Below are 21,227 nucleotides of genomic sequence, written 5' to 3' on the forward strand. Positions count from 1 at the left end.
GCGCTGAAAGCGGCTCGAACACACTCACAGCCACTCCCACCGAGGATCGAGCAACCCACAGTTCAGGAGCAGATAGGCTGTGGAGCTGGATGTTCGAATAGTGCGCGAGGGGGGACTTGAACCCCCACGTCCGTAGACACTGGAACCTAAATCCAGCGCGTCTGCCAATTCCGCCACTCGCGCGTGCAGGAGACAGAGTACCGGCTGACCTGCGACTTGCATCACTTAGGTACCGTCAAGACATGGCATCGAACAAGCGAAGGCACCGACCAGCACTCATAGCGCTGGTTGTGGTGGCAGCTGCCACGTGCCTGGGGCTGGCGTGGTGGCAGTGGAGTCGGTTCGAATCGACCGGCGGGACGGGCCAGAACCTGGGTTACGCCCTTCAGTGGCCGGCGTTCGCGGCCTTCTGCGTCTATGCGTACCGCAAGTTCGTCGTCCTCGAATCCGATCCGGAAGAAGTCCACAAGCTCAACAGCAGCGGAGGCGTGAAGGAGATCCCGGAGGGGATCCTGCCGCCCCGGCCCGACTCGGCACCGACCCCGCTGGTCGAGGACGGCACCACCGACGGCGCCCAGATCGCCGAGTACAACCGGCTGCTGGCCGAACTCACCGACGCCGACACCCACCGCGCCGCACAATCCCGCAGCGCCAACGATCACCCTGCAGACAATCACCCCGCAGACAACCCACAACGGAGCAATCAGTGAGCCAGATCCCCGCCGAGTCGACCACCCCGATCACCACAGCGACGCCGCCGAAAAAGATCAAGGGTGCACTGCTGCGGTACCGGGTGATGGCATGGATCACCGGTCTGTGGCTGCTGCTGCTGGTTGCCGAGATGATCCTGCTCTACGGCTTCGACGACCACACCCTCGACTTCGTGCCGTTCGTGCACGGGTGGGTCTACTTCATCTACCTGATCATGGCGATCGACCTGGGCATCAAGGTCCGGTGGCCGATCGGCAGGGCGGTCTTCACGCTGATCGCCGGAACGATCCCGTTCTTGTCGTTCTGGGTGGAACACAAGCGCACCCAGGAGATCCGGGCCCAGTTCGGTATCTGACCCGAACCAGACCCGGATCCGTAGGGTTCAGTTCGAAACCAGTTCCTGCAGTGCAGGCACCAGTTGTGCCAGAGCTCGGCCGCGATGACTCAGAGCATCTTTCTCAGTCGGTGACAGCTGTGCCGCACTGCGCCCGGACTCGGATTCTTCGTCGGGCACGAACACGGGGTCGTATCCGAAACCGTTGTCGCCGACCGGTTCTGCGATGATCCGTCCGCGCCACTCGCCTCGGACGACCACTTCGGAATCCGCGGTGACCAGCGCGCACGCCGATACGAATGCCGCGCCGCGACGGTCCGCGGGGACATCTCCGAGCTGATTGAGCAACAACTCCAGGTTGGCGATGTCGTCGCCGTGTCGCCCGGACCAGCGCGCCGACAGCACGCCGGGCATTCCGTTCAGTGCGTCGACTTCGAGCCCGGAATCATCTGCAACACACGGCAGTCCGGTGGCCGCAAATGCGTCGCGCGCCTTTGCCAGCGCGTTCTCCTCGAACGTGGCGCCGGTCTCGGGTGCCTCGTCGAACGGGGGCACCTCGTCGAGACCCACCACGTCCAAGCCCTCGATGCCGGCCTTCTCGACAACCCGACGTAGTTCGGCCAGCTTCTTCTTGTTGCGACTGGCCACCAGGATCTGGCTCATCAGCTGCCGAAGGTCTTACGTTTGCCGGTGATCTCGGGCTCGGGAAGCACGCCCGGGTACGGCAATGCGAGTGCCTCACGCTGCACCACGAACAACTGCTCGATGCCGGCCATCGCCGAATCCAGCAAACGATCGAGCGTCGACCGCGGGAACGTTGCGCCCTCGCCGGTGCCCTGGATCTCGACCAGCGTTCCGGTGTCGGTCGCGACCACATTCATGTCGACCTCGGCGCGCGAATCCTCTTCGTACGGCAGGTCGAGCCGCACACGACCGTCGACAACTCCAACGCTGACCGCTGCAATGCCACATGAGATCGGTTGTGGATCAGCAAGTTTCCCGGCCGCGTTCAGGTAGGTGACCGCATCGCACAGCGCCACGTAGGCACCGGTGATCGCGGCGGTTCGGGTACCACCATCAGCCTGGAGCACGTCGCAGTCGAGCGCGATGGTGTTCTCCCCCAGCGCTGCGAGGTCGATGCAGGCACGCAGCGACCGGCCGATGAGACGGCTGATCTCCTGCGTCCGTCCGCCGACCTTGCCCTTGACCGATTCACGGTCGGAACGATCATGGGTGGCCGCAGGCAACATCGCGTATTCAGCGGTCAGCCAGCCGAGCCCGGATCCGCGCCGCCAGCGCGGCACACCTTCGGTGACACTGGCGGTGCACATCACCCGCGTGTCCCCGAATTCAACAAGTACTGATCCGGCGGGGTGACTGGTGAAACCACGGGTGATGGTCACCTTCCGCAGTTCGTCATCGGTTCGGCCATCTGCACGTCTACTCACAGGGCCCACCCTATCGAGTCGCCACGGCAGCTGTATCCGGGTGGGCGTCAGGCGATGTTGATGACGTCGCCGCGGCGGACCACCCGAATCGGACCGTCGTAGGCCTGTCGGGCCTCTGCCAGCACCTCTTCAGGCCAGGTCCACGGCGGCAGATGGGTCAACAGCAGGCTCTTGACACCGGCCTTCGCCGCGGCATCCCCCGCCTCCCGACCCGACAGATGCAGATTCGGTGGCCGGTTCACCGGATCGTGGGTCCACGACGCCTCACACAGGAACACGTCGGCGCCTTCGGCCAGCTCGACGAGCTCGTCGCACACACCGGTGTCACCGCTGTAGGTGAGCACCTGACCTTCGGGACCGGTCACGCGGAACCCGAACGTCGCGGGCGGGTGATTGACCCGGCGGGAGAAGAATGTCATCCCGCCGAGTTCGATCTCGCCGCCATCGATCCAGTCAGTGACACGGAATGTGTCGGTGATGTCGTCGAGTTCGCCGGGATACTCCGACGATGCCGCGCCGATCCGGTCGGCGGTCCCGGGTGGCCCGATCAGCGTGCCACGCCCCACCGCTGGGACCGGGCTGTAGCGACGCCACACCAACAGGCCCGGGAGATCCAGGCAATGATCGGCATGGAGGTGACTGAGCGCTATCGCCACCTCATTCGGATCAGCGTGTTGCAGCAGTGATCCGAGGACGCCGGGACCGAAATCCATCACGACCGGCTGGCAGCCGGGCACCGTCAACAGGTACCCCGACGCGGGCGAATCGGGGCCTGACAAACTGCCCGAACACCCCAGCACGGTCAGACGCATGACGCCATGCTGCCACGCCCGATCGGTCCGCGGTTGTCGGACCACCGATCACACGTGCTGGACTGCTCCGATTGCCGGTCCGAGGAATCTGGTCGCGAGCTTCGCGAACAGTTCCGGATCGCCGGTGGCCTGGAAAACACGCTCCACCGGGTCATCGGTCGGGGCGCGCAGCAGGTCGCCCGCAGTCAGTACCCGCAGCACATCCTTGGCCGTTTCCTCGGCACTGGACACCAACGTCACGTCGTCACCGACGGCGAGCTGGATGACCCCCGACAGCATCGGATAGTGCGTACATCCCAGGACCACGGTGTCGACACGGGCCGCGGCAAGGGGTTCGAGGTAACCCTCCGCCAGACCGAGGACCTGCCGTCCGCTGGTGATCCCCCGCTCGACGAAGTCGACGAATCGCGGACAGGCCACTGACGTGATCACGGCATTCTGCGCCGCGGCGAACGAGTCCTCATAAGCGCGGGAGGCGATGGTCGCCTCGGTACCGATCACGCCGATCCGGCCCGAGCGGGTGGCCGCGACCGCACGACGGACCGCAGGCAGGACCACCTCGATCACCGGTATCGGGTATCGCTCACGGGCATCGCGAAGGCAGGCCGCCGACGCGGTGTTGCACGCGATCACCAGCGCCTTGACGCCGCGCTCGACGAGCTCGTCGCCGATCGCGAGGGCGTGGGAACGGATCTGCGGAATGGTCAGCGGACCGTACGGACCGTTGGCGGTATCCCCGATGTAGATGATGTTCTCCGACGGCAACTGGTCGATCACCGCGCGGGCAACTGTGAGACCTCCGACGCCGGAATCGAAGATGCCGATCGGCGCATTGACATCTGGACTCGCTGACGCATCTGAATTCACAGTCTGGTGCTCCCGGGGTTGCCGAAGTTGGTGGTGCCGTACGGCGTCGGTGCGCTCGCCTTCTGCGCCTGCTTCCGATCTCTCCTGGACAGGTACCAGGCCGCGAGGACGCCACCGACGGCGCCAAAGAAATGACCTTGCCACGACACACCTGTATCGGCAGGCAGCACACCCCACAGGATGCCGCCGTAGATCATGAAAACCACCACACCGATCAGGATCTGCATGAAGTTCCGGTTGAACAGGCCGCGCACGAGGATGTAGGTGAGCCAGCCGAAGATGATGCCCGAGGCGCCGACGGTCACCGAATACGGAGGTGCGAACAACCACACCCCGACGCCGGAGACCACCCACACGATCGCGGTGGTGATCAGGAACCGGCGGGTCATCAGCACCAGAAAGCCGAGCACCATGCCCGGAATCGTGTTGGCCGCCAGGTGTTCCCAGTCGGCGTGCAGAAACGGTGAGGCGACGACACCGGTCAGGCCGTCGACTTCGCGCGGTTCGATGCCTGCGCTGTCGAGATCACGATCGGTGAGCACATCGATGAACTCGATGACGTACAGCATGGCCGTGAGCGCCACCATGATGACAATCGATCGCACCCACAGCGGCCAGGACGCCGGGCCTTTCGAACGTGAACCCGAAGGCGTCAGTCCGTCGGCAGCGCCGTATGAACCGAGTGATCCGGTCATGGTTCTCCGATCGAATGTGGCAACGGGGGGTGTGTGGCGGTCAGGCCCAGAGCTGGCCTTCGAGCCCCTCACCTGCTTCATCGAGGCTACCTTCGTACGCGCCGGTCGACAGGTACTTCCATCCGGCGTCGGCCACCACGAACCCGATGTCGGCCCGGACACCGGCTTTCATGGCCTTGCGTCCGACACCCAGTGCCGCATGCAGGATGGCACCGGTCGAGATCCCCGCGAAGATTCCCTCGGCCTCGATCAGCTCCCGGATGCGGCGGACCGCATTACGTCCCTCGACCGAGAAGCGGCTGGTGAGGATCGTGTCGTCGTAGAGTTCCGGCACAAAGCCCTCGTCGATGTTGCGCAGGCCGTAGACCTCGTCGCCGTAACGCGGTTCGGCGGCGATGATCTCGACGCCGGGCTTGTTCTCGCGCAGGAATCGGCCGACGCCCATCAGCGTCCCGGTGGTTCCGAGGCCGGCGACGAAGTGGGTGATCTCCGGCAGATCCGCCAGGAGTTCGGGGCCGGTGCCCTCGTAGTGGGCCAGCGCGTTCGCGGGATTGCCGTATTGATAGAGCATCACCCAGTCGGGGTGTTCGGCGGCCAGTTCCTTGGCCATCGCGACCGCCTTGTTCGATCCCCCGGCGGCCGGCGACGAGATGATCTGCGCGCCGAACATCGTCAGCAGCTGACGGCGTTCGATCGAGGTGTTCTCGGGCATCACGCAGATGAGGTTGTAGCCCTTGAGTTTTGCGGCCATCGCCAGCGAGATGCCGGTGTTGCCGCTGGTGGGTTCGAGGATGGTCGCACCCGGCGACAGCAGACCTTCGGCCTCGGCCTGCTCGATCATCCGCAGTGCCGGGCGGTCTTTGACCGAACCGGTGGGATTGCGGTCTTCGAGTTTGGCCCACAGGCGTACGGCGGGACCGTCTTCGCTGTCGTGCCAGCGCGGCGAAAGGCGCGGCAGCCCGATCAGCGGTGTGTGGCCCACCGAGTCGATGAGTGATTCATAACGTGTCATCCCAGTTGGTTTTCAGCTCGGCAGGAGATCAGCCACCGGCGACGGCGGGCAGGATCGTGACCTCATCGCCGTCGGCCACCGCGGTGTCGAGGCCTCCGGAGAAACGCACGTCTTCGTCATTGACGTAGACGTTCACGAAGCGATGCAGCTTGCCCGACGCGATGAGCCGGTCCTTGAGTCCGCTGTGGCCGACATCGAGGTTGTCGATCAACTCGCCAACGGTGGCCCCGCTGGCCTCCACGCGCTTGTTCCCGTCGGTGTACGTACGCAGGATCGTCGGGATGGAAACAGTTACTGCCATGGTGAACTCCCTCTAGGTGATGTCGATCGGCTCTTCGGCGATCTCGCCGTCGACGATCCGGTAGCTCCGGATTTCTTCGTTGTCGGGGTCGCGGGTCGAGATCAGCACGTAGTGGGCATTCGGCTCGGAGGCGAACGCGACGTCGGTGCGGCTCGGATAGGCCTCGGTTGCCGTGTGCGAGTGGTAGATGACCACCGGCTCTTCGTCGCTGCGATCCATCTCACGCCAGACCTTGAGCTGCTCGACGGAATCGAACCGATAGAAGGTGGGTGATCGCTCGGCGTTCACCATCGCGACGAATCGTTCGGGACGGTCCGAACCTTCGGGTCCGGCGATCACACCGCACGCTTCGTCGGGGTGATCCGCGCGGGCATGAGCGACCATCTGATCAACCAGCGACCGGCTGATGGTGAGCACTACACAACCCCTGACGTCGTCTTGGCGGTGCCCGAAAGCTATTCGGGCACGAATGCTGTTGGCAACGTCTCCCGGTAAGTCGGTATTCCGCCGACCGGTGTGGCGGCAACCACTGCGCTGACGATGGCGCGCTGCACCACGGTCGCCGCGGCCTCGCCGACCGCCGCCACCAGCGCGACGAGCGGGTTCATCCCCGGCGGAACCTCTGGCGACTCGCCGGGCCCCGGCGTCGGCGTGGCCGAGCCGGTGGCAACGGCGAAAAGTGTGTCCCCGTCGAGCGGTGAATGGGCCGGACGGATCGCTCGGGCCAGTCCGTCGTGCGCCGTCATCGCGATTCGATGCACCGACGCCGGATCGAGCGCGGCGTCGGTGACCACGACGCCGATGGTGGTGTTGAGCGGGCTCGACTTGGCGGTCAGCGCCAACAGGTTCGACACCTCGTCGGGCGACGGCGGCTTCAGCCCGTAGTGGTCCAATTCGAATGGGAGTGCGCCCCAAGGTAATCCGCTGGCCGGGTCGATGACCGCACCCACCGGATTGGCAACGATCAGCGCTGCGACGGTGATACCCGTCGCCGGACCGGTGGTGAATGTGATGCTCGCGCTGCCGACGCCACCTTTGAGCGCGCCTGCCCGGGCGCCGGTACCGGCCCCCACGGATCCGGTCGCCACCGTCGTGTCCGCGTTCGCCGCCGCGAGGGCACCGAAGTCGCGGTCGGGACGAGCCGACCAATCGCCGACCGCGAGGTCGAAGATCACCGCGCCCGGCACGATGGGCACCACCGAACCACGTTTGTCCATCGCGAGCCCGATGCCCTGGCTCTCGAGGTGTGACATCACCCCGTCGGCCGCGGCCAGTCCATAGGCACTGCCGCCGCTCAGGACGATCGCGTGCACCTGCTGCACGGTGTTGGACGGATCGAGCAGGTCGGTTTCCCTCGTACCCGGGCCACCGCCGCGGACATCGACCGCTGCCACGGCACCGTCGGGCAGCAAGACCACGGTGGTACCGGTGGCCCAACCCTCACCCGCTGCGTCGTCGGTTGCCACGGTGACGTGATCGTCGAGCCTGTGATGGTGGCCCACCCGCACGCCTGCGACATCGGTGATCGAATCCGTCGGTCCTGGAATCATGCAATCCTCACTTGGGGCTCCCTGCCCGTGTCACTTCGAGCTCCCTGCCTGCCGGCTGATCACTTACCGATGAGGGCGACGACGAGCAGTTCCTGGACGACGGTCAACCAGTGGTAGACGTCGAGATGAGCCGCCATCGGATCGCCCTCGGGCAATTGGTCCGGAGTGGACTCGTTGATACCGATCATCGCGCCCAGTGCCAGGCGCACGTCGTTCACCGCGGACAACCACTGATCGGCTTCCTCGGGTGTCAACGAGACCACACCTCCGCCCTCGGGAAGGGAGTCGAGTACCACCCGCGCGGCTTCCTGTTTGGCGGAGATGATGTGCGGTTCGTGGAGGCTGCGCAGTGCGCCGTTGAGGTCGCCGGTGGCCGCGTCCATCGATGTGGTCTCGTCCTGGTCGGGACGGTGAAAGTCCGGGAAGAGTCTGCCCAGGGTGGCATCGGTCGGCGGAGTGGAGTGACCCGCCGCGATACCTGTCATCTCGGAGAGCTCATCGGTCGGAGCGGTCGACTCCCGTTCGTCGAGCAACTCGGTCATCGACATGACGAGTGACGCGATCAGATCGGTTTCGTGCTGATCGAGTTCGGTGGTGATGCGCAGACGATCGCCGGAACCACGCCGTTTCCAATTGCGCACGTGCTCAGCTGTCCCGCTGCATGGTGGCCCACAGGCCCGCCGAATGCAGCTTCTGCACGTCGAGTTCGACCTTGTCGCGATCACCCGACGACACCACGGCCCGCCCTTCGGTGTGTACCTGCATCATCAGCTCGGAAGCCTTGGTTTCGCTGTACCCGAAGACCTTCTGGAAGACGTAGGTCACGTACCGCATCAAATTCACCGGGTCGTCCCACACGATGGTCATCCACGGGCGATCCAGTGCCTCGTCGCGTTCGGCGACGGCAGTACTGGACGGGGTAGCCTCGTGCTGACCGTCGCCCGCCGCCAACGTGGTGTGGACACGCTCCGGTGCGGTCATCATCTGTCCGCGCATAAGCCCTAGGGTACCGATAGTGACCGCATCGAACACAGCGCTGCTGACCGACCACTACGAGCTCACCATGATCGCGGCCGCGCTCGCCGGCGGCAGTGCGCATCGCAACTGCACATTCGAGTTGTTCGCACGGAGACTTCCCGATGGCCGCCGATACGGTGTTGTCGCTGGTACCGGGCGTCTGATCGAGCAACTCGCCGAGTTCACCTTCGGCCCTGAAGAACTGGCACTGGTCGAACCATTCCTCGACGCCGAGACGCTCGACTGGCTGAGCAGATACCGGTTCTCCGGGGACATCGACGGATATCCGGAGGGTGAGCTGTACTTCCCGGGCTCCCCGGTGCTGACCGTGCGCGGCACCTTTGCCGAAGCAGTTGTGCTCGAAACCCTCGCCCTGTCGATCATCAACCATGACAGCGCCATCGCCTCGGCGGCGGCCCGGATGGTCACCGCGTCGGGTTCCCGTCCGATCATCGAGATGGGTTCCCGCCGCACGCACGAGCAGGCGGCGGTGGCAGCGGCGCGGGCCGGCTACCTCGCCGGGATGTCCGCGACGTCCAACCTCGAAGCCGCCCGCAGGCACGGGATACCGAGCACCGGAACCAGCGCACATTCCTTCACCCTGTTGCACACCACCGCCGACGGCCCGGACGAGAAGGCAGCGTTCGCCTCGCAGGTCGCGCGCCTCGGTGTCGGGACCACCCTGCTCGTCGACACCTACGACATAGCCCAGGGTGTGGCCAACGCCATCGAGGTGGCGGGCACCGACCTCGGCGGCGTCCGCATCGACTCCGGCGATCTGGGCATGCTGGCACGCCAGGTCCGCCAGCAGCTCGACGACCTCGGCGCCACCAAGACCAGGATCATCGTGTCCGGCGACCTCGACGAATACGCGATCGCGTCACTGCGCGCCGAACCGGTCGACGGATACGGCGTGGGCACGTCGCTGGTGACCGGATCCGGATCACCCACCGCAGGCATGGTCTACAAACTGGTCGAGGTCGATGGCATCCCGGTGGCAAAACGTGCCAGCCGCAAGGAATCTCGTGGTGGCGCGAAAACCGCGCTCCGGACCGCCAAGCCGTCGGGAACGATCTTGGAGGAGATCATGTATCCGCGCGGATCGGCGGCACCTGAACTGGCGTCGTCTTCGCGGCCACTGCAGATCCCGTTGGTGCGAGATGGCAAACCCGTCGATGCGCTCCCTACCCTGGAAGATTCGCGGCAACACCTGGCGCAGGCCCTTGTCAGTCTGCCGTGGGAAGGTTTGGGTCTGTCCCGCGGCGAACCCGCAATACCCACCCGCTTCATCGCCCCATAGGCAGTTGCTTTCGACCGTAGGGATGGTTTTGTCTCATCAAGTAGGGAATCTGTTGTGAGCGAACATATTCGAACCGCACTGCTGATCGTCGACGTGCAGAACGACTTCTGCGAGGGCGGCTCGCTGGCAGTGCGTGGCGGCGCCGACGTCGCGGCCGCGATCACCCGCTACACCCGGGGCGACCACGGCTATCAGGTGATCGTCGCCACCCGCGATCACCACATCGATCCGGGCGATCATTTCTCCGACACCCCCGACTTTGTCGACAGCTGGCCCCGGCATTGTGTCGTGGGCACCCCGGGTATGGACTTTCATCCCGGTTTCGATGCCTCCGTTGCGGATGTGACGTTCTCCAAAGGTCATCACAGCGCCGCATATTCGGGCTTCGAAGGTGTCGACAACAATGACGCGGCGCTCGTCGACTGGCTGCGCGAGCATGAGATCAACGCCGTCGACGTGGTCGGTCTGGCCACCGACCACTGCGTCCGGGCCACCGCGATCGACGCTGCTTCGGCCGGGTTCGAGACCCGGGTCCTGCTCGATTACTGCGCCGGGGTCAGCGCCGAGACCACCTCGTCCGCGATTGCCCAGATGAACAACGCCGGTGTCACGATCGTGCCGCCGTCGCCAGGAGACCACGTCTGATGACGGACCCGCAGTGAGTTCGATTCCCGAGGTACCCGACCTCCTGGCCGAGGCGGTCTCCGCACTGGGCGGGGCCCGGCGCGACGGTCAGCTGAAAATGGCGTCGGCCGTTGCCCATTCCATCGACACCGGCGAACATCTTGCCGTCCAGGCCGGGACCGGTACCGGTAAGTCGCTGGCCTATCTGGTTCCGTCGTTGCGTCATGCCGTCGACACCGGCAAGACGGTGGTCGTCTCGACGGCGACCATCGCCCTGCAACGCCAGCTGGTCGATCGAGACCTGCCCCGGACCGCCACCGCGCTCACCAAACCACTCGGCCGCCCCCCGGAGTTCGCGATCCTCAAGGGCCGCGGTAACTACCTGTGCCTGAACAAGATCCACGCCGGGATGCTCGACGAACCGGCCGACGACGATCTGTTCAGCGCAGGCGGTCAACCCGATCCGTTTGCTGCCTCTCGGCTCGGACGTGAGGTCACCCGCCTGCGCGAGTGGACCTCCGACACCGAGACCGGTGACCGCGACGACCTCGACACCGGTGTCTCCGACCGCGCGTGGCGCCAGGTCAGCGTCACCGCCCGCGAATGCCTCGGCGCCACCAACTGCTCATACGGTGCCGATTGCTTTGCCGAAAAGGCCAAAGCCAAGGCCGGTCAGGCCGACCTGGTGGTCACCAACCACGCACTACTCGCGATCGATGCGATGAGTCCGGCCGCGATCCTTCCCGAACACGACGTCGTGGTCGTGGACGAGGCACACGAACTCGCCGACCGGATCACCTCGGTGGCCACGGCCGAGTTGTCGGGCGGAACCATCGCCGGTGCGGCCAGGCGTTGCGGAAAACTCATCGACGACGAACTCTCCGACGACATCGCAGGCAGCAGCGAACAGATCGAAATACTGCTCGATGAAATCGCACCCGGTCAATGGACGGGTTTGCCCGACGGTGCTCCCCTGGCGTTGTCCTCCCTTCGCGACCGGCTGTGGAAGGCGCACACCGCCATCGGCCCGGCCCGGCGCAGCGGTGAACTCGACGCCGATGCCAGCGCGGCCCGCTCGGCCGCGCTGACTTCGTTGGAGGAGCTGCACGACACCGCGGTCCGGATCCTGGGCGCCTTCGACGACCCCGACCCGGCCCGACGCCCGGACGTCGTATGGGTCGCCGAGGAACTCTTCCGCGGTGATCGGAAGAAAGTGCTGCGGGTGGCGCCGCTGTCGGTCGGCGGGCTGCTCCGCGCATCGCTGTTCGCCAATGCCACCGTGATCCTGACATCGGCGACCCTGACCGTCGGTGGCTCGTTCGACAGCCTGGCAGCCGAATGGGGCCTGCCGCCGCATCGCCCGCGATCCGACGACGAATCGGAACCGGAGACACAGGCGACCAAGTCGGCACAGAGCATCACCGCCATCGGCAAGCCGCCGCCGTCCGACAAGAAGAAGATCACCTGGAACGGTGTCGACGTGGGGTCACCTTTCGACCACCAGAAGGCCGCCATCCTCTACGTCGCCCGTCACCTGCCCGCACCGGGTCGGGACGGGCTGTCGCCCCGCATCATCGACGAGATGGTCGAACTGATCACCGCGGCCGGTGGCCGCACGCTCGGCCTCTTCTCGTCGATGCGCGCAGCCAAGGCCGCGGCCGAGGCCGTCCGTGCCCGCATCGAACTCCCCGTGCTGTGCCAGGGCGAAGGCGCCACCGGCGCGCTGGTCAAGGAGTTCGCGGCCGACGAGAGCACCTGCCTGTTCGGCACCCTGTCACTGTGGCAGGGCGTCGACGTCCCGGGCCCGTCACTGAATCTGGTTCTGATCGATCGCATCCCGTTCCCCCGCCCGGACGATCCCCTGCTGCTGGCGAGGCAACAGGCGGTCGAAGCGCGCGGCGGCAACGGTTTCATGGCCATCGCCGCCGGCCACGCCGCACTGCTGTTGTCCCAGGGCACCGGCCGTTTGTTGCGATCCACCTCCGACCGCGGTGTGGTGGCCGTTCTCGACTCACGTTTGGCAACGGCCCGATATGGCAACTACTTACTGGCGTCGTTGCCACCCTTCTGGCGAACCTCGGATGCGCAGTTGGTCCGCGGAGCGCTGAGCAGATTGAACGGCGACACCAAAGTCTGAGGCGCTCGAGCCCGCGCCGAACCGGCCGCGGTCGCATACGGTGGGAACCGACAACGATGACAGTGCAACACCCCTCGAGAACCCATCGAAAACATCGAAAGGTGGCGCAGAAGGTGATAGGGCGCATCGGGATCGATGACATAGCCCCCGTGGTCTCCTCTGGTCAGTTCTCCGCGAAAGCGGTTGTCGGAGAGACCGTCCCCGTCAGCGCAACGGTCTGGAGGGAAGGCCACGACGCCGTTGCCGCCACGCTGCATGTCGAAGGACCGTCACGGAGCAACAGCCTTGACATCCGGATGTCGCCTGGCGCCGAACCCGACACGTTCAACGCCCTGTTCACGCCCGATGCCATGGGCTATTGGTCATTCCGGATCGACGGCTGGAGCGACCCTTTCGCGACATGGCGCGACGCCATGGACAAGAAGCTCGCGGCAGGTCAGGGCAGTTCCGAACTCGCCAACGACATCGAACGCGGTGCGCGCCTGCTCGAAAAGGCGATCACGCTCGTCCCGCCGGACGGCCGCGAACTGTTGTCCGGTGCCATCGCCGCATTGCGTGATCAACAGGCCGCGCTCCCGGTCCGCGTCGCGCCGGCACTCTCGGAACCGGTCAGCACCCTGTTGATCAACCACCCGGTCCGGGAATTGGTCACCAAGAGTCGCACGCACCGCGTCTGGGTCGACCGCGTGCGCGCGTTGTTCGGATCCTGGTACGAGATGTTCCCCCGGTCCACCGGCGGGTGGGACAACGACGGGCACCCGGTTCACGGCACCTTCCTCACCGCAGCCGAAGATCTGCCCCGGATCGCCGATATGGGCTTCGACGTGGTCTATCTGCCACCGATCCATCCGATCGGTGAGGTGAACCGCAAGGGGCCCAACAACTCTGTGATCGCCGGACCCGACGATGTCGGCTCTCCATGGGCGATCGGGTCGGCGGACGGCGGACACGATGCCATCCACCCACGGCTCGGTACGCTCGACGACTTCAACTATTTCCGCCACCGCGCCGAGGAACTCGGCATGGAGGTCGCTCTCGACCTGGCGCTGCAGTGCGCGCCCGACCATCCGTGGACCACCGAACATCCCGACTGGTTCGTCACCGAACCTGACGGGACCATCCGTTATGCGGAGAATCCACCCAAGAAGTACCAGGACATCTACCCGCTCAACTTCGACGACGACCGCAACGGGATCTTCCGCGGCGTGCTGAAGGTCGTCCTGCATTGGGTCAAGCAGGGCGTCAAGATCTTTCGGGTCGACAACCCGCACACCAAGCCGCCGGATTTCTGGGAGTGGCTCATCGTCGAGGTGAAGAAACGCGACCCCGATGTGCTGTTCCTGGCCGAGGCCTTCACGCGGCCCGCCCGTCTGTACGGTCTGGCCAAGTTGGGGTTCACGCAGTCGTACACCTATTTCACCTGGCGGACCGCCAAGTGGGAGCTCACCGAGTTCGGCAACGAGATCGCGGCCAACGCAGACGTCTGCAGGCCCAATCTGTTCGTCAACACCCCGGACATCCTGCACGAGAGCCTCCAATACGGCGGCCCCGGGATGTTTGCGCTGCGAGCGGCCCTGGCCGCCACCCTCTCCCCGACGTGGGGTGTCTACAGCGGATACGAACTGTTCGAACACAATGCCGTACGCGACGGCAGCGAAGAGTATCTGGATTCGGAGAAGTATCAGCTGCGTCCCCGCGACTACAAGGGCGCGGCAAGCCGTGGTGAATCGCTCGAAGGATGGATCCGCTCACTCAACGAGATCCGCAGGCGCCACCCGGCGCTGCAGCAGTTGCGGTACCTGAAGTTCCATCACATCGACAACGACGCGCTCATCGCGTTCTCGAAGTTCGACCCGCACACCGGCGACACCGTCGTGGTGGTCATCAACCTCGACCCCATCGCCGCCCAAGAATCAACCGTGTGGCTGGACATGCCCTCGCTGGGCTACAACTGGCACGACCGCTTCAGCGGTATCGACGAAGTGACCGGCGACAGCTTCCACTGGGGCCAATCCAACTATGTCCGGCTGGAACCATGGCGCTCGGTTGCCCACATCGTTGCACTTCCGCCCATGCCCGAGGCGGCGCGCAGCGCACTCGCGTTCAGGACTCCCTCATGACCACACCGTCAAACACCGCACCCGACGCGACCCTCGAGAAGTCAGAACTCGACAGGCTCCTGTCCGGAACACACCACAACCCGCACGGGGTTCTCGGCGCCCACCCATCGGGTGAGTACACGATCCTGCGCACCCTCAAGCCTGACGCGACCGCGGTGAGCGCGGTCATCGGCGGCGTCGACTACCCACTGACACATCAGGATTCGGGCCTGTTCGTCGCCACCATCCCGTTCGCGGATCTGATCGATTACCGGTACCGCGTCACCTATCAAGACACAACCGGCACCGACCGCGAGTTCGTGGTTGCCGACGGATACCGGTTCCTTCCCAGCCTCGGCGAGCTCGACATCCACCTGTTCACCGAGGGCAGGCACGAACGGCTGTGGGAGATCCTCGGCCCGCAATCCCGGCTGTATTCGACGCCGGACGGCAGTGTCGACGGCACCGGCTTCGCCGTGTGGGCACCGAATGCCCAGGGTGTGACCGTCATCGGCAGTTTCGACGGCTGGCGCGGGCATACCGCGCCGATGCGCAGCCTCGGCTCGAGCGGGGTCTGGGAAGTCTTTGTGCCCCATATCGGTCCGGGCACCACGTACAAGTACCGGATAACCGGCAACGACGGCGTCGTCCGGGAGAAGGCCGATCCGATGGCACGGGCGGCAGAGGTTCCGCCGGCCACGGCTTCGGTCATCCCCGAGACGTCGTTCGAGTGGACCGATGCCGAGTGGGTGGACCGCCGCGAGAAGTCGGACGCGGTCAACGAGCCGATGAGCGTGTACGAGGTACATCTCGGGTCGTGGCGCCAGGGTCTGGGATATCGCGAACTCGCCGACGAACTAGGCACATACGTCAGCGACCTCGGCTTCACGCACGTCGAGTTGCTCCCGGTCTCGGAGCACCCGTTCGGCGGATCCTGGGGTTACCAGGTCACCTCCTATTACGCACCGACCTCACGTTTCGGCACTCCCGACGACTTCCGGTTCTTCGTCGACCGTCTACACGGGCTGGGGATCGGAGTCCTTGTCGACTGGGTGCCCGCCCACTTCCCCAAAGACGCCTGGGCCCTTGCCCGTTTCGACGGCACGCCCCTCTACGAACACAGCGACCCGCAGCGCGGCGAGCAGCTGGACTGGGGCACTTACGTTTTCGACTTCGGCAGGCCCGAGGTCCGCAACTTCCTGGTTGCCAACGCGCTCTACTGGTTCGACGAGTTCCACATCGACGGACTGCGCGTCGATGCCGTCGCCTCGATGCTCTATCTCGACTACTCCCGCCCGGACGGTGGCTGGTCCCCCAACATCTATGGGGGTCGCGAGAATCTCGAGGCCGTGCAGTTCCTGCAGGAGATGAACGCGACCGTGCACAAACACCACCCGGGTGTCGTGACGATCGCCGAGGAATCGACATCGTGGCCCGGGGTCACCCGCGATACCAACCTGGGTGGACTCGGCTTCACGATGAAGTGGAACATGGGCTGGATGCACGACACGCTCGGCTACCTCGGGCGTGATCAGATCCACCGCAGCTTCCATCACCACGAGATCACGTTCTCGCTGATGTACGCGTGGAGTGAGAACTTCGTGCTGCCCATCAGCCACGACGAGGTCGTGCACGGCAAGGGCACCCTGTGGACGCGGATGCCCGGTGATTCACAGACCAAGGCGGCAGGTGTCCGCGCGCTGCTCTCCTACATGTGGGCCCATCCGGGCAAGCAGTTGCTGTTCATGGGCCAAGAGTTCGCCCAGACCCCCGAATGGTCGGAGAGCCGCAGTCTGTCCTGGGAACAACTCGAAGGCTGGGAGGGTGAGCTGCATGCCGGTGTCCAGGCGCTCGTCACCGATCTCAACAGCACATACCGTCGACACCCGGCGCTCTACAGCCAGGACATCACACCCAGCGGCTACTCCTGGATCGATGCCAACGACACCGCGGGCAACATCATCAGTTTCCTGCGATGGGGGTCGGACGGCTCGGTGGTGGCGTGTGTCTTCAACTTCTCCGGCACCACCCGTACCGACTACCGGGTCGGTCTCCCGGTCGCCGGGGTCTGGAACGAGATCCTCAACACCGATGCACCGGCGTACGGCGGGACCGGCGCCGGTAATCTCGGTCAAGTGATCGCGAACAGTGAAGCCTGGCACGGTCGGCCCGCATGCGCCCGGCTGACTTTGCCCGCCAACGGAGCCATCTGGATCGCGCCTGCCTAGCGGCGGCCGCCGGGGACATCCGTGAAGACACGACGAATATCGTGGATCAGTGGGCTGGTCGGTGTTTGCCTGCTGGTGTCCACCGGCTGCACCGACCGCGAAGAGCGTGTTGTGGTCGACGGCGATCCGGTGTCTGTGTACTCCGACCCGTTCACCGTTGCCGGCCTCGCGGTCACCGACGGCCCCACCGGCCTGCGTTCCGACGCCGAAGAACCGGTGCTCGATATCGACAACGCGGACTCCGGTGAGATCGACACCCTGATGGCCGCGGCCCTGCTGGATCTCGAGTCGTACTGGAAAGAGGCGTTCGAACCGGCGTTCGGCGATGAGTTCAAAACCGGCCTCGGGTTCGTGTCCTGGGATGCGCAGGCACCCCGAAGCGCGTCGGTGACCTTCTGTGGCGACTCGACCTACGGACACGTCAATGCCGCCTTCTGCCCGCCGCGGGACCAGATCGGCTGGGACCGTGGAGTTTTGATGCCCGCCCTGCTCGACGAGTTCGGACCGATGGCTCCGGTGACGGTCATCGCCCACGAGTACGGCCACTACGTACAGATGATCGCAGGCATCGACAAAGACGCGTCCCCGATCGTCAGCGAACAGCAAGCAGACTGTCTGTCGGGCAACTTCATCCGATGGATCGCCGAGGACAACGGCAAATACCTGCAGATCAACACCGCGGACGGGCTCAATACCGCTGTCGCCGCGCTGATCTCGGCCCGGGACAGCGAACGTGGACAATCCGATCACGGCACCGCGTTCGAACGGGCCTACGCATTCGAGACCGGATTCGCCGGCGAGCCGGAGACTTGTGCGGCGATCAACGAGATAAGCGTCGACGAGATGCGCGATGCGATGCCGCCGCGTTTCGACAACGCAGGCAGCATCGACACGACCCGGTTCAGCGAAGGCGGACTCGACTCGGTGATCTCGTCGGTCGAGGAGTTCTTCGCCCTGCCACCCGACGTACGGCCTGCTGTCGACACCGATGCCCTGAACACCGGGTGCCCCGCGGTGGACACGGTCGCCACACGGCCACCGGTCGCGTTTTGCCCGGCCACCAACTCGGTGTCGATGGATACGTCAGAGCTCGCGTCGATCGCCTACAACGGAACCACCGGTCCCCCCGGGTTGCCGAGCTTCATCGGCGGTGATTTCAGTGCGTACTCGCTGGTGGCATCCCGATACTCGCTCGCGGCCCAACAGGCCCGCGGTCAGGTGATCGACCAACCGGTCTCGGCAGCCCGAGCGGTGTGCGCCACCGGCCAGTGGGCCCGATCGACCGCGGACTCCGGTACGTTCACGCTGCGCGGCGGCGACCTCGACGAGTTGGTGTCCAGCCTGCTGGTCAGCGGTGCGGTGGCCAGTGACGTGGCCGGCCGTTCGCTTCCGAGTGGTTTCTCCCGGATCGCAGCATTCTCGGCCGGCTACTTCGACACCGACAGTGGTTGCTCCCGCTACGACCCGTGAGACCTGATCAGTACCGGGCGGTCAAATACAGGGCGGTCATCAGTACAGGGCGGTCGCGAGCTTGCGCCTTGCCGCGACCACAAAGGGCTCGGCCGGATCGAACAATTCGAACAGTTCGAGGAGCCGGGCCCGGGCGGCGGTGCGATCGTCGCCCGCAGTCCTGGCGACGACCTTGATGATCCGATCGAACGCGGCCTCGGGCTGCTGATTGAGCAGCTCCACGTCCGCGGCGGCCAGTTGCTTCTCGAGGTCGTCGGGTGATGCGTCGGCCAGCGCTGCCGGGTCGTGGGACTGGGCCCGCGCGACGAACGTCAGGTTGCGGACCAGCGACGCGGCCTCGAGGTTGTTCGGCTCGGCAGCCGCGATCTCTTTGTAGTCGGCAAGCGCGCCGTCGATGTCACCGTCGTTGAGTTTGTCCTCGGCCGCCGCCATCCGCGGGTCGATCGGATCTTCGGCCTCGACACCGGCCTCTGCGGGGACACCGGTGAGCCCAGCACCGTGCTGGCTCATGACATCGTCGATCCAACTCTGGATCTGCGCGGCCGGCTGTGCGCCTGCAAAGGCCGACACCGGCTGACCGCCGATGATCGCGACCACGGTCGGTACGGACTGCACACCGAACAACTGCGCGATGCGCGGGTTGGCGTCGACATCGACCTTCGCGAGCACCCAGGCACCACCGGATTCGGCGGCCATCCGCTCCAGCGTCGGCGACAGCTGCTTACACGGACCGCACCAGGTCGCCCAGAGGTCCACCACGACCAGAACCTGCGAAGACCGGGCAACGACCTCGGTTTCGAAGGTTTCCTCGGTGACGTCGTAGACGGCGGGGAATCCTGATCCCCCGGCCGGGACCGACGGTGGTGCGGCTCCCGGTGGCGGTGTGGGCCGACTGGCTTGCGCACGTTGCGCGTCGGCACGCTCTTTGAGACCCGAAAGGTCCACGGCGCCTGACATTGCCGCTGCCGCACGGGCAGCCGCCTGCTGACTTTGTTGCGGTCTGGTCATTACTCCAGTTTGGCACGGTCGTCGGTGACGTGGTGCCGGGGTCCGGTTGTGCGGGGCCGGACCACGGGTGCAAAAACGATGGCGACGGCCAACCCGGCCACCGCAAACCACAACGCGCTGCCGAGAGAGAACCATTGACTGAGCGGCCCGATGACCGCCGGGCCCGCCAGCATCCCGACATAGCCGAAGCCGACAACCACCGAGATGATCTGACCGCTCGACGCGGTCGTGACGTTTCCGGCCGCGGTGAACAGCTGTGGAACGCCGCCCGCGACACCGAGGCCGAACACCGCCCATCCGACGATGCTCCACGGCGCGGTGGGTGCGCAGATCGCCAGCGCCATTCCGGCCACGGCGACTGCCGCACCGGCGCGCACGACGGCAACCGGGCCGAACTTCGCGCTCACCGTGTCGGCGGAGAACCGGAAGAGCACCATCGTGGCGCTGAATGCACCGAACGCCACCGCGCCCATGGCATCGGAGACGTTGTAATTCTCGACGATGTAGAGCGCACTCCAGTCGTAGGCAACGCCCTCGGCGAGCATCAGCATGAACGCCACCAGTGCCAGCAGCGCGATCCGGCCCCATGGTCGCGGCTCGCCGACCGCGACGTCCTCGCCCCGATCAGGCCCAGCCGCGCCCTGTTGATCGGATACCGCCCCCTGATCAGATCCGGCCACCTCGTCGCCCGCGCGGCCGGTGAACAGGTCCCGGGACAAGACGATCGCGCTCACCAGTCCCAGAGCACAGAACGTGCCCAAAACCGCCATGAGGGGCACGTCGAGCGCCAACCCGCCCGCCACGATCCCCGCACCGGCCAGGCCGCCCACCGAGAAGTATCCGTGGAACGAGGACATGATCGGCCGCTTGTAGGTGCGTTCACACAGCACCGCCTGAGTGTTCATCGAGACGTCGAGCGCGCCGTTGAAGAAGCCGAACGCCACCAGCGCGACCGCCAACGCGGTGGTGCTGGTGGCCAGACCTGGCAACAGGATCGCCAGCGACAGACCGACCGCACTGACCACCGTTGGCCAATTGGATCCGATGCGGTCGGTCAACGGTCCGACGAGTTGCATCGCAACCAGAGCCGATCCGCCGATGGCCAGCAACAGGCCGCCCAGTGTGGCGTGACTGACGCCGGTTCGATCCTGGATCACCGGGATGTGGGCCACCCACATGGCGGCCAACAGACCGTTGAGTCCGAAAATGCACGAAACCGCCACCCGCACCCGAAGATTCGGGTGCGCGATGGCGGCTTCGGGTGAGGTTGTCAGGCTGTTGCAGCCTTCGACGGCGCTTCGACCCCGTCGAGGTGGCCATTGCGCTTCGCCCAGACCTCGAAGACCAAGGTGCCGAACGGCGGAATGCTCGCCACCAGCGCGAGGCCGGTGGTTACCAGGTTCCACTTCAGGCGCCACGCGGTGAACAGCGAGACCACGACGTAGACCACGAACACGATCCCGTGGGTCATACCCGGGATGGCGATCGCTTCTTCATGGCCGAGCACCCACTTGAAGAACATCGCGATCAGCAGCGCCAGCCAGGTCACGGCCTCGGCAATCGCCACTACTCGGAAGATCTGGGCGGTGAGTTTTGCAGAAATCAATTTTCGGT

General features: G+C 65.4%; 22 protein-coding genes and 1 tRNA gene. 8 read left to right on the forward strand and 15 right to left on the reverse strand.

All coding sequences use genetic code 11. From position 1 onward, the window contains the following. Positions 1–101: 101 nt before the first annotated feature. Positions 102–183, reverse strand: a tRNA-Leu gene (locus tag AC1TPF_RS27025). A gap of 59 nt (positions 184–242) precedes the next feature. Here AC1TPF_RS27025 and AC1TPF_RS27030 point away from each other — a divergent pair. Together AC1TPF_RS27030 and AC1TPF_RS27035 are read left to right on the forward strand one after the other, a co-directional pair. Then, a complete protein-coding gene (locus AC1TPF_RS27030) occupies positions 243–710 on the forward strand; it encodes a transcriptional regulator (protein ID WP_482138849.1) in 468 nt (155 codons plus the stop codon). A gap of 5 nt (positions 711–715) precedes the next feature. Beyond that, positions 716–1,066 carry a DUF3817 domain-containing protein gene (locus AC1TPF_RS27035; RefSeq protein ID WP_482139869.1) on the forward strand — a complete coding sequence of 117 codons (351 nt, stop codon included), beginning with the start codon at positions 716–718 and terminating at the stop codon, positions 1,064–1,066. A gap of 27 nt (positions 1,067–1,093) precedes the next feature. Here AC1TPF_RS27035 and rdgB read toward each other — a convergent pair whose 3' ends face one another. Genes rdgB through clpS form a run of 11 tightly spaced genes read right to left on the reverse strand, consistent with a single transcriptional unit; the run spans position 1,094 to position 8,711 of the window. Further along, positions 1,094–1,708, reverse strand: a complete 615-nt coding sequence (rdgB, locus tag AC1TPF_RS27040) for an RdgB/HAM1 family non-canonical purine NTP pyrophosphatase (protein ID WP_482138848.1) — start codon at positions 1,706–1,708, stop codon at positions 1,094–1,096. Continuing rightward, positions 1,708–2,493, reverse strand: coding sequence for a ribonuclease PH (gene rph, locus AC1TPF_RS27045; protein ID WP_482138846.1), 786 nt, complete (start codon positions 2,491–2,493; stop codon positions 1,708–1,710). The genes rdgB and rph overlap by 1 nt, the downstream gene beginning before the upstream one ends. 47 nt (positions 2,494–2,540) lie before the next feature. Beyond that, positions 2,541–3,305, reverse strand: coding sequence for a cyclic nucleotide-degrading phosphodiesterase (locus AC1TPF_RS27050; RefSeq protein WP_482145884.1), 765 nt, complete (start codon positions 3,303–3,305; stop codon positions 2,541–2,543). Between the two features lie 48 nt (positions 3,306–3,353). Beyond that, on the reverse strand, positions 3,354–4,172 hold the full coding sequence (murI, locus tag AC1TPF_RS27055; RefSeq protein ID WP_482138842.1) for a glutamate racemase: 819 nt from the start codon (positions 4,170–4,172) through the stop codon (positions 3,354–3,356). Then, the gene (locus AC1TPF_RS27060) at positions 4,169–4,867 is read right to left on the reverse strand and encodes a rhomboid family intramembrane serine protease (protein ID WP_482145885.1); all 699 of its coding nucleotides are present in this window, start codon (positions 4,865–4,867) and stop codon (positions 4,169–4,171) included. Before AC1TPF_RS27060 ends, murI begins: the two co-directional genes overlap by 4 nt. Before the next feature lie 40 nt (positions 4,868–4,907). After that, positions 4,908–5,879, reverse strand: a complete 972-nt coding sequence (locus tag AC1TPF_RS27065; RefSeq protein ID WP_482145886.1) for a PLP-dependent cysteine synthase family protein — start codon at positions 5,877–5,879, stop codon at positions 4,908–4,910. A 28-nt stretch (positions 5,880–5,907) separates the two neighbouring features. Then, positions 5,908–6,180: a MoaD/ThiS family protein gene (locus AC1TPF_RS27070; protein WP_482145887.1), complete on the reverse strand. Its 273-nt coding sequence runs from the start codon at positions 6,178–6,180 to the stop codon at positions 5,908–5,910. A gap of 12 nt (positions 6,181–6,192) precedes the next feature. Next, positions 6,193–6,597, reverse strand: a complete 405-nt coding sequence (locus AC1TPF_RS27075) for a M67 family metallopeptidase (protein WP_482145888.1) — start codon at positions 6,595–6,597, stop codon at positions 6,193–6,195. 38 nt (positions 6,598–6,635) lie between these two features. Continuing rightward, on the reverse strand, positions 6,636–7,730 hold the full coding sequence (locus AC1TPF_RS27080; RefSeq protein ID WP_482145889.1) for a P1 family peptidase: 1,095 nt from the start codon (positions 7,728–7,730) through the stop codon (positions 6,636–6,638). 59 nt (positions 7,731–7,789) lie between these two features. After that, positions 7,790–8,371: an oxidative stress transcriptional regulator AosR gene (gene aosR, locus AC1TPF_RS27085; RefSeq protein WP_482138831.1), complete on the reverse strand. Its 582-nt coding sequence runs from the start codon at positions 8,369–8,371 to the stop codon at positions 7,790–7,792. A gap of 4 nt (positions 8,372–8,375) precedes the next feature. Beyond that, entirely contained in the window at positions 8,376–8,711 is a 336-nt protein-coding gene (gene clpS, locus AC1TPF_RS27090; protein ID WP_482139867.1) for an ATP-dependent Clp protease adapter ClpS, read from the reverse strand. Positions 8,712–8,745: 34 nt separating this feature from the next. On the opposite strand from clpS, the gene AC1TPF_RS27095 reads away from it, so the two are divergent. The 6 genes from AC1TPF_RS27095 (at position 8,746) to AC1TPF_RS27120 (ending at position 18,605) form a co-directional block, all read left to right on the forward strand. Next, positions 8,746–10,047: a nicotinate phosphoribosyltransferase gene (locus AC1TPF_RS27095; RefSeq protein WP_482145890.1), complete on the forward strand. Its 1,302-nt coding sequence runs from the start codon at positions 8,746–8,748 to the stop codon at positions 10,045–10,047. A 54-nt stretch (positions 10,048–10,101) separates the two neighbouring features. After that, a complete protein-coding gene (locus tag AC1TPF_RS27100; RefSeq protein WP_482138828.1) occupies positions 10,102–10,692 on the forward strand; it encodes an isochorismatase family protein in 591 nt (196 codons plus the stop codon). Between the two features lie 13 nt (positions 10,693–10,705). Next, positions 10,706–12,808 (forward strand): ATP-dependent DNA helicase, encoded by a 2,103-nt coding sequence (locus AC1TPF_RS27105; RefSeq protein WP_482145891.1) that lies wholly within the window; start codon positions 10,706–10,708, stop codon positions 12,806–12,808. A 113-nt stretch (positions 12,809–12,921) separates the two neighbouring features. Then, positions 12,922–14,928: an alpha-1,4-glucan--maltose-1-phosphate maltosyltransferase gene (locus tag AC1TPF_RS27110; protein WP_482145897.1), complete on the forward strand. Its 2,007-nt coding sequence runs from the start codon at positions 12,922–12,924 to the stop codon at positions 14,926–14,928. After that, a complete protein-coding gene (gene glgB, locus AC1TPF_RS27115; protein ID WP_482145892.1) occupies positions 14,925–17,135 on the forward strand; it encodes a 1,4-alpha-glucan branching protein GlgB in 2,211 nt (736 codons plus the stop codon). The genes AC1TPF_RS27110 and glgB overlap by 4 nt, the downstream gene beginning before the upstream one ends. 21 nt (positions 17,136–17,156) lie before the next feature. Next, positions 17,157–18,605 carry a neutral zinc metallopeptidase gene (locus AC1TPF_RS27120; protein WP_482145893.1) on the forward strand — a complete coding sequence of 483 codons (1,449 nt, stop codon included), beginning with the start codon at positions 17,157–17,159 and terminating at the stop codon, positions 18,603–18,605. A gap of 39 nt (positions 18,606–18,644) precedes the next feature. Here the strand turns inward: AC1TPF_RS27120 and AC1TPF_RS27125 are convergent, their stop codons facing one another. Genes AC1TPF_RS27125 through AC1TPF_RS27135 form a run of 3 tightly spaced genes read right to left on the reverse strand, consistent with a single transcriptional unit; the run spans position 18,645 to position 21,219 of the window. Next, positions 18,645–19,613 (reverse strand): tetratricopeptide repeat protein, encoded by a 969-nt coding sequence (locus AC1TPF_RS27125; protein ID WP_482138822.1) that lies wholly within the window; start codon positions 19,611–19,613, stop codon positions 18,645–18,647. Continuing rightward, positions 19,613–20,842: an MFS transporter gene (locus tag AC1TPF_RS27130; protein WP_482145894.1), complete on the reverse strand. Its 1,230-nt coding sequence runs from the start codon at positions 20,840–20,842 to the stop codon at positions 19,613–19,615. The genes AC1TPF_RS27125 and AC1TPF_RS27130 overlap by 1 nt, the downstream gene beginning before the upstream one ends. 41 nt (positions 20,843–20,883) lie before the next feature. After that, entirely contained in the window at positions 20,884–21,219 is a 336-nt protein-coding gene (locus tag AC1TPF_RS27135) for a DUF3817 domain-containing protein (protein ID WP_482138818.1), read from the reverse strand. Positions 21,220–21,227: the final 8 nt, after the last annotated feature.

The sequence above is a fragment of the Williamsia sp. Y853 genome (genome assembly GCF_056786495.1).

Excerpts from the sequence above, each read along its gene's own strand:
- AC1TPF_RS27030 (WP_482138849.1), top strand. The coding sequence starts at position 243 with ATGGCATCGAACAAGCGAAGGCACCGACCAGCACTCATAGCGCTGGTT.
- rdgB (WP_482138848.1), bottom strand. The coding sequence starts at position 1,708 with ATGAGCCAGATCCTGGTGGCCAGTCGCAACAAGAAGAAGCTGGCCGAA.
- AC1TPF_RS27050 (WP_482145884.1), bottom strand. The coding sequence starts at position 3,305 with ATGCGTCTGACCGTGCTGGGGTGTTCGGGCAGTTTGTCAGGCCCCGAT.
- AC1TPF_RS27060 (WP_482145885.1), bottom strand. The coding sequence starts at position 4,867 with ATGACCGGATCACTCGGTTCATACGGCGCTGCCGACGGACTGACGCCT.
- AC1TPF_RS27065 (WP_482145886.1), bottom strand. The coding sequence starts at position 5,879 with ATGACACGTTATGAATCACTCATCGACTCGGTGGGCCACACACCGCTG.
- AC1TPF_RS27070 (WP_482145887.1), bottom strand. The coding sequence starts at position 6,180 with ATGGCAGTAACTGTTTCCATCCCGACGATCCTGCGTACGTACACCGAC.
- AC1TPF_RS27080 (WP_482145889.1), bottom strand. The coding sequence starts at position 7,730 with ATGATTCCAGGACCGACGGATTCGATCACCGATGTCGCAGGCGTGCGG.
- clpS (WP_482139867.1), bottom strand. The coding sequence starts at position 8,711 with ATGACCGCACCGGAGCGTGTCCACACCACGTTGGCGGCGGGCGACGGT.
- glgB (WP_482145892.1), top strand. The coding sequence starts at position 14,925 with ATGACCACACCGTCAAACACCGCACCCGACGCGACCCTCGAGAAGTCA.
- AC1TPF_RS27125 (WP_482138822.1), bottom strand. The coding sequence starts at position 19,613 with ATGACCAGACCGCAACAAAGTCAGCAGGCGGCTGCCCGTGCGGCAGCG.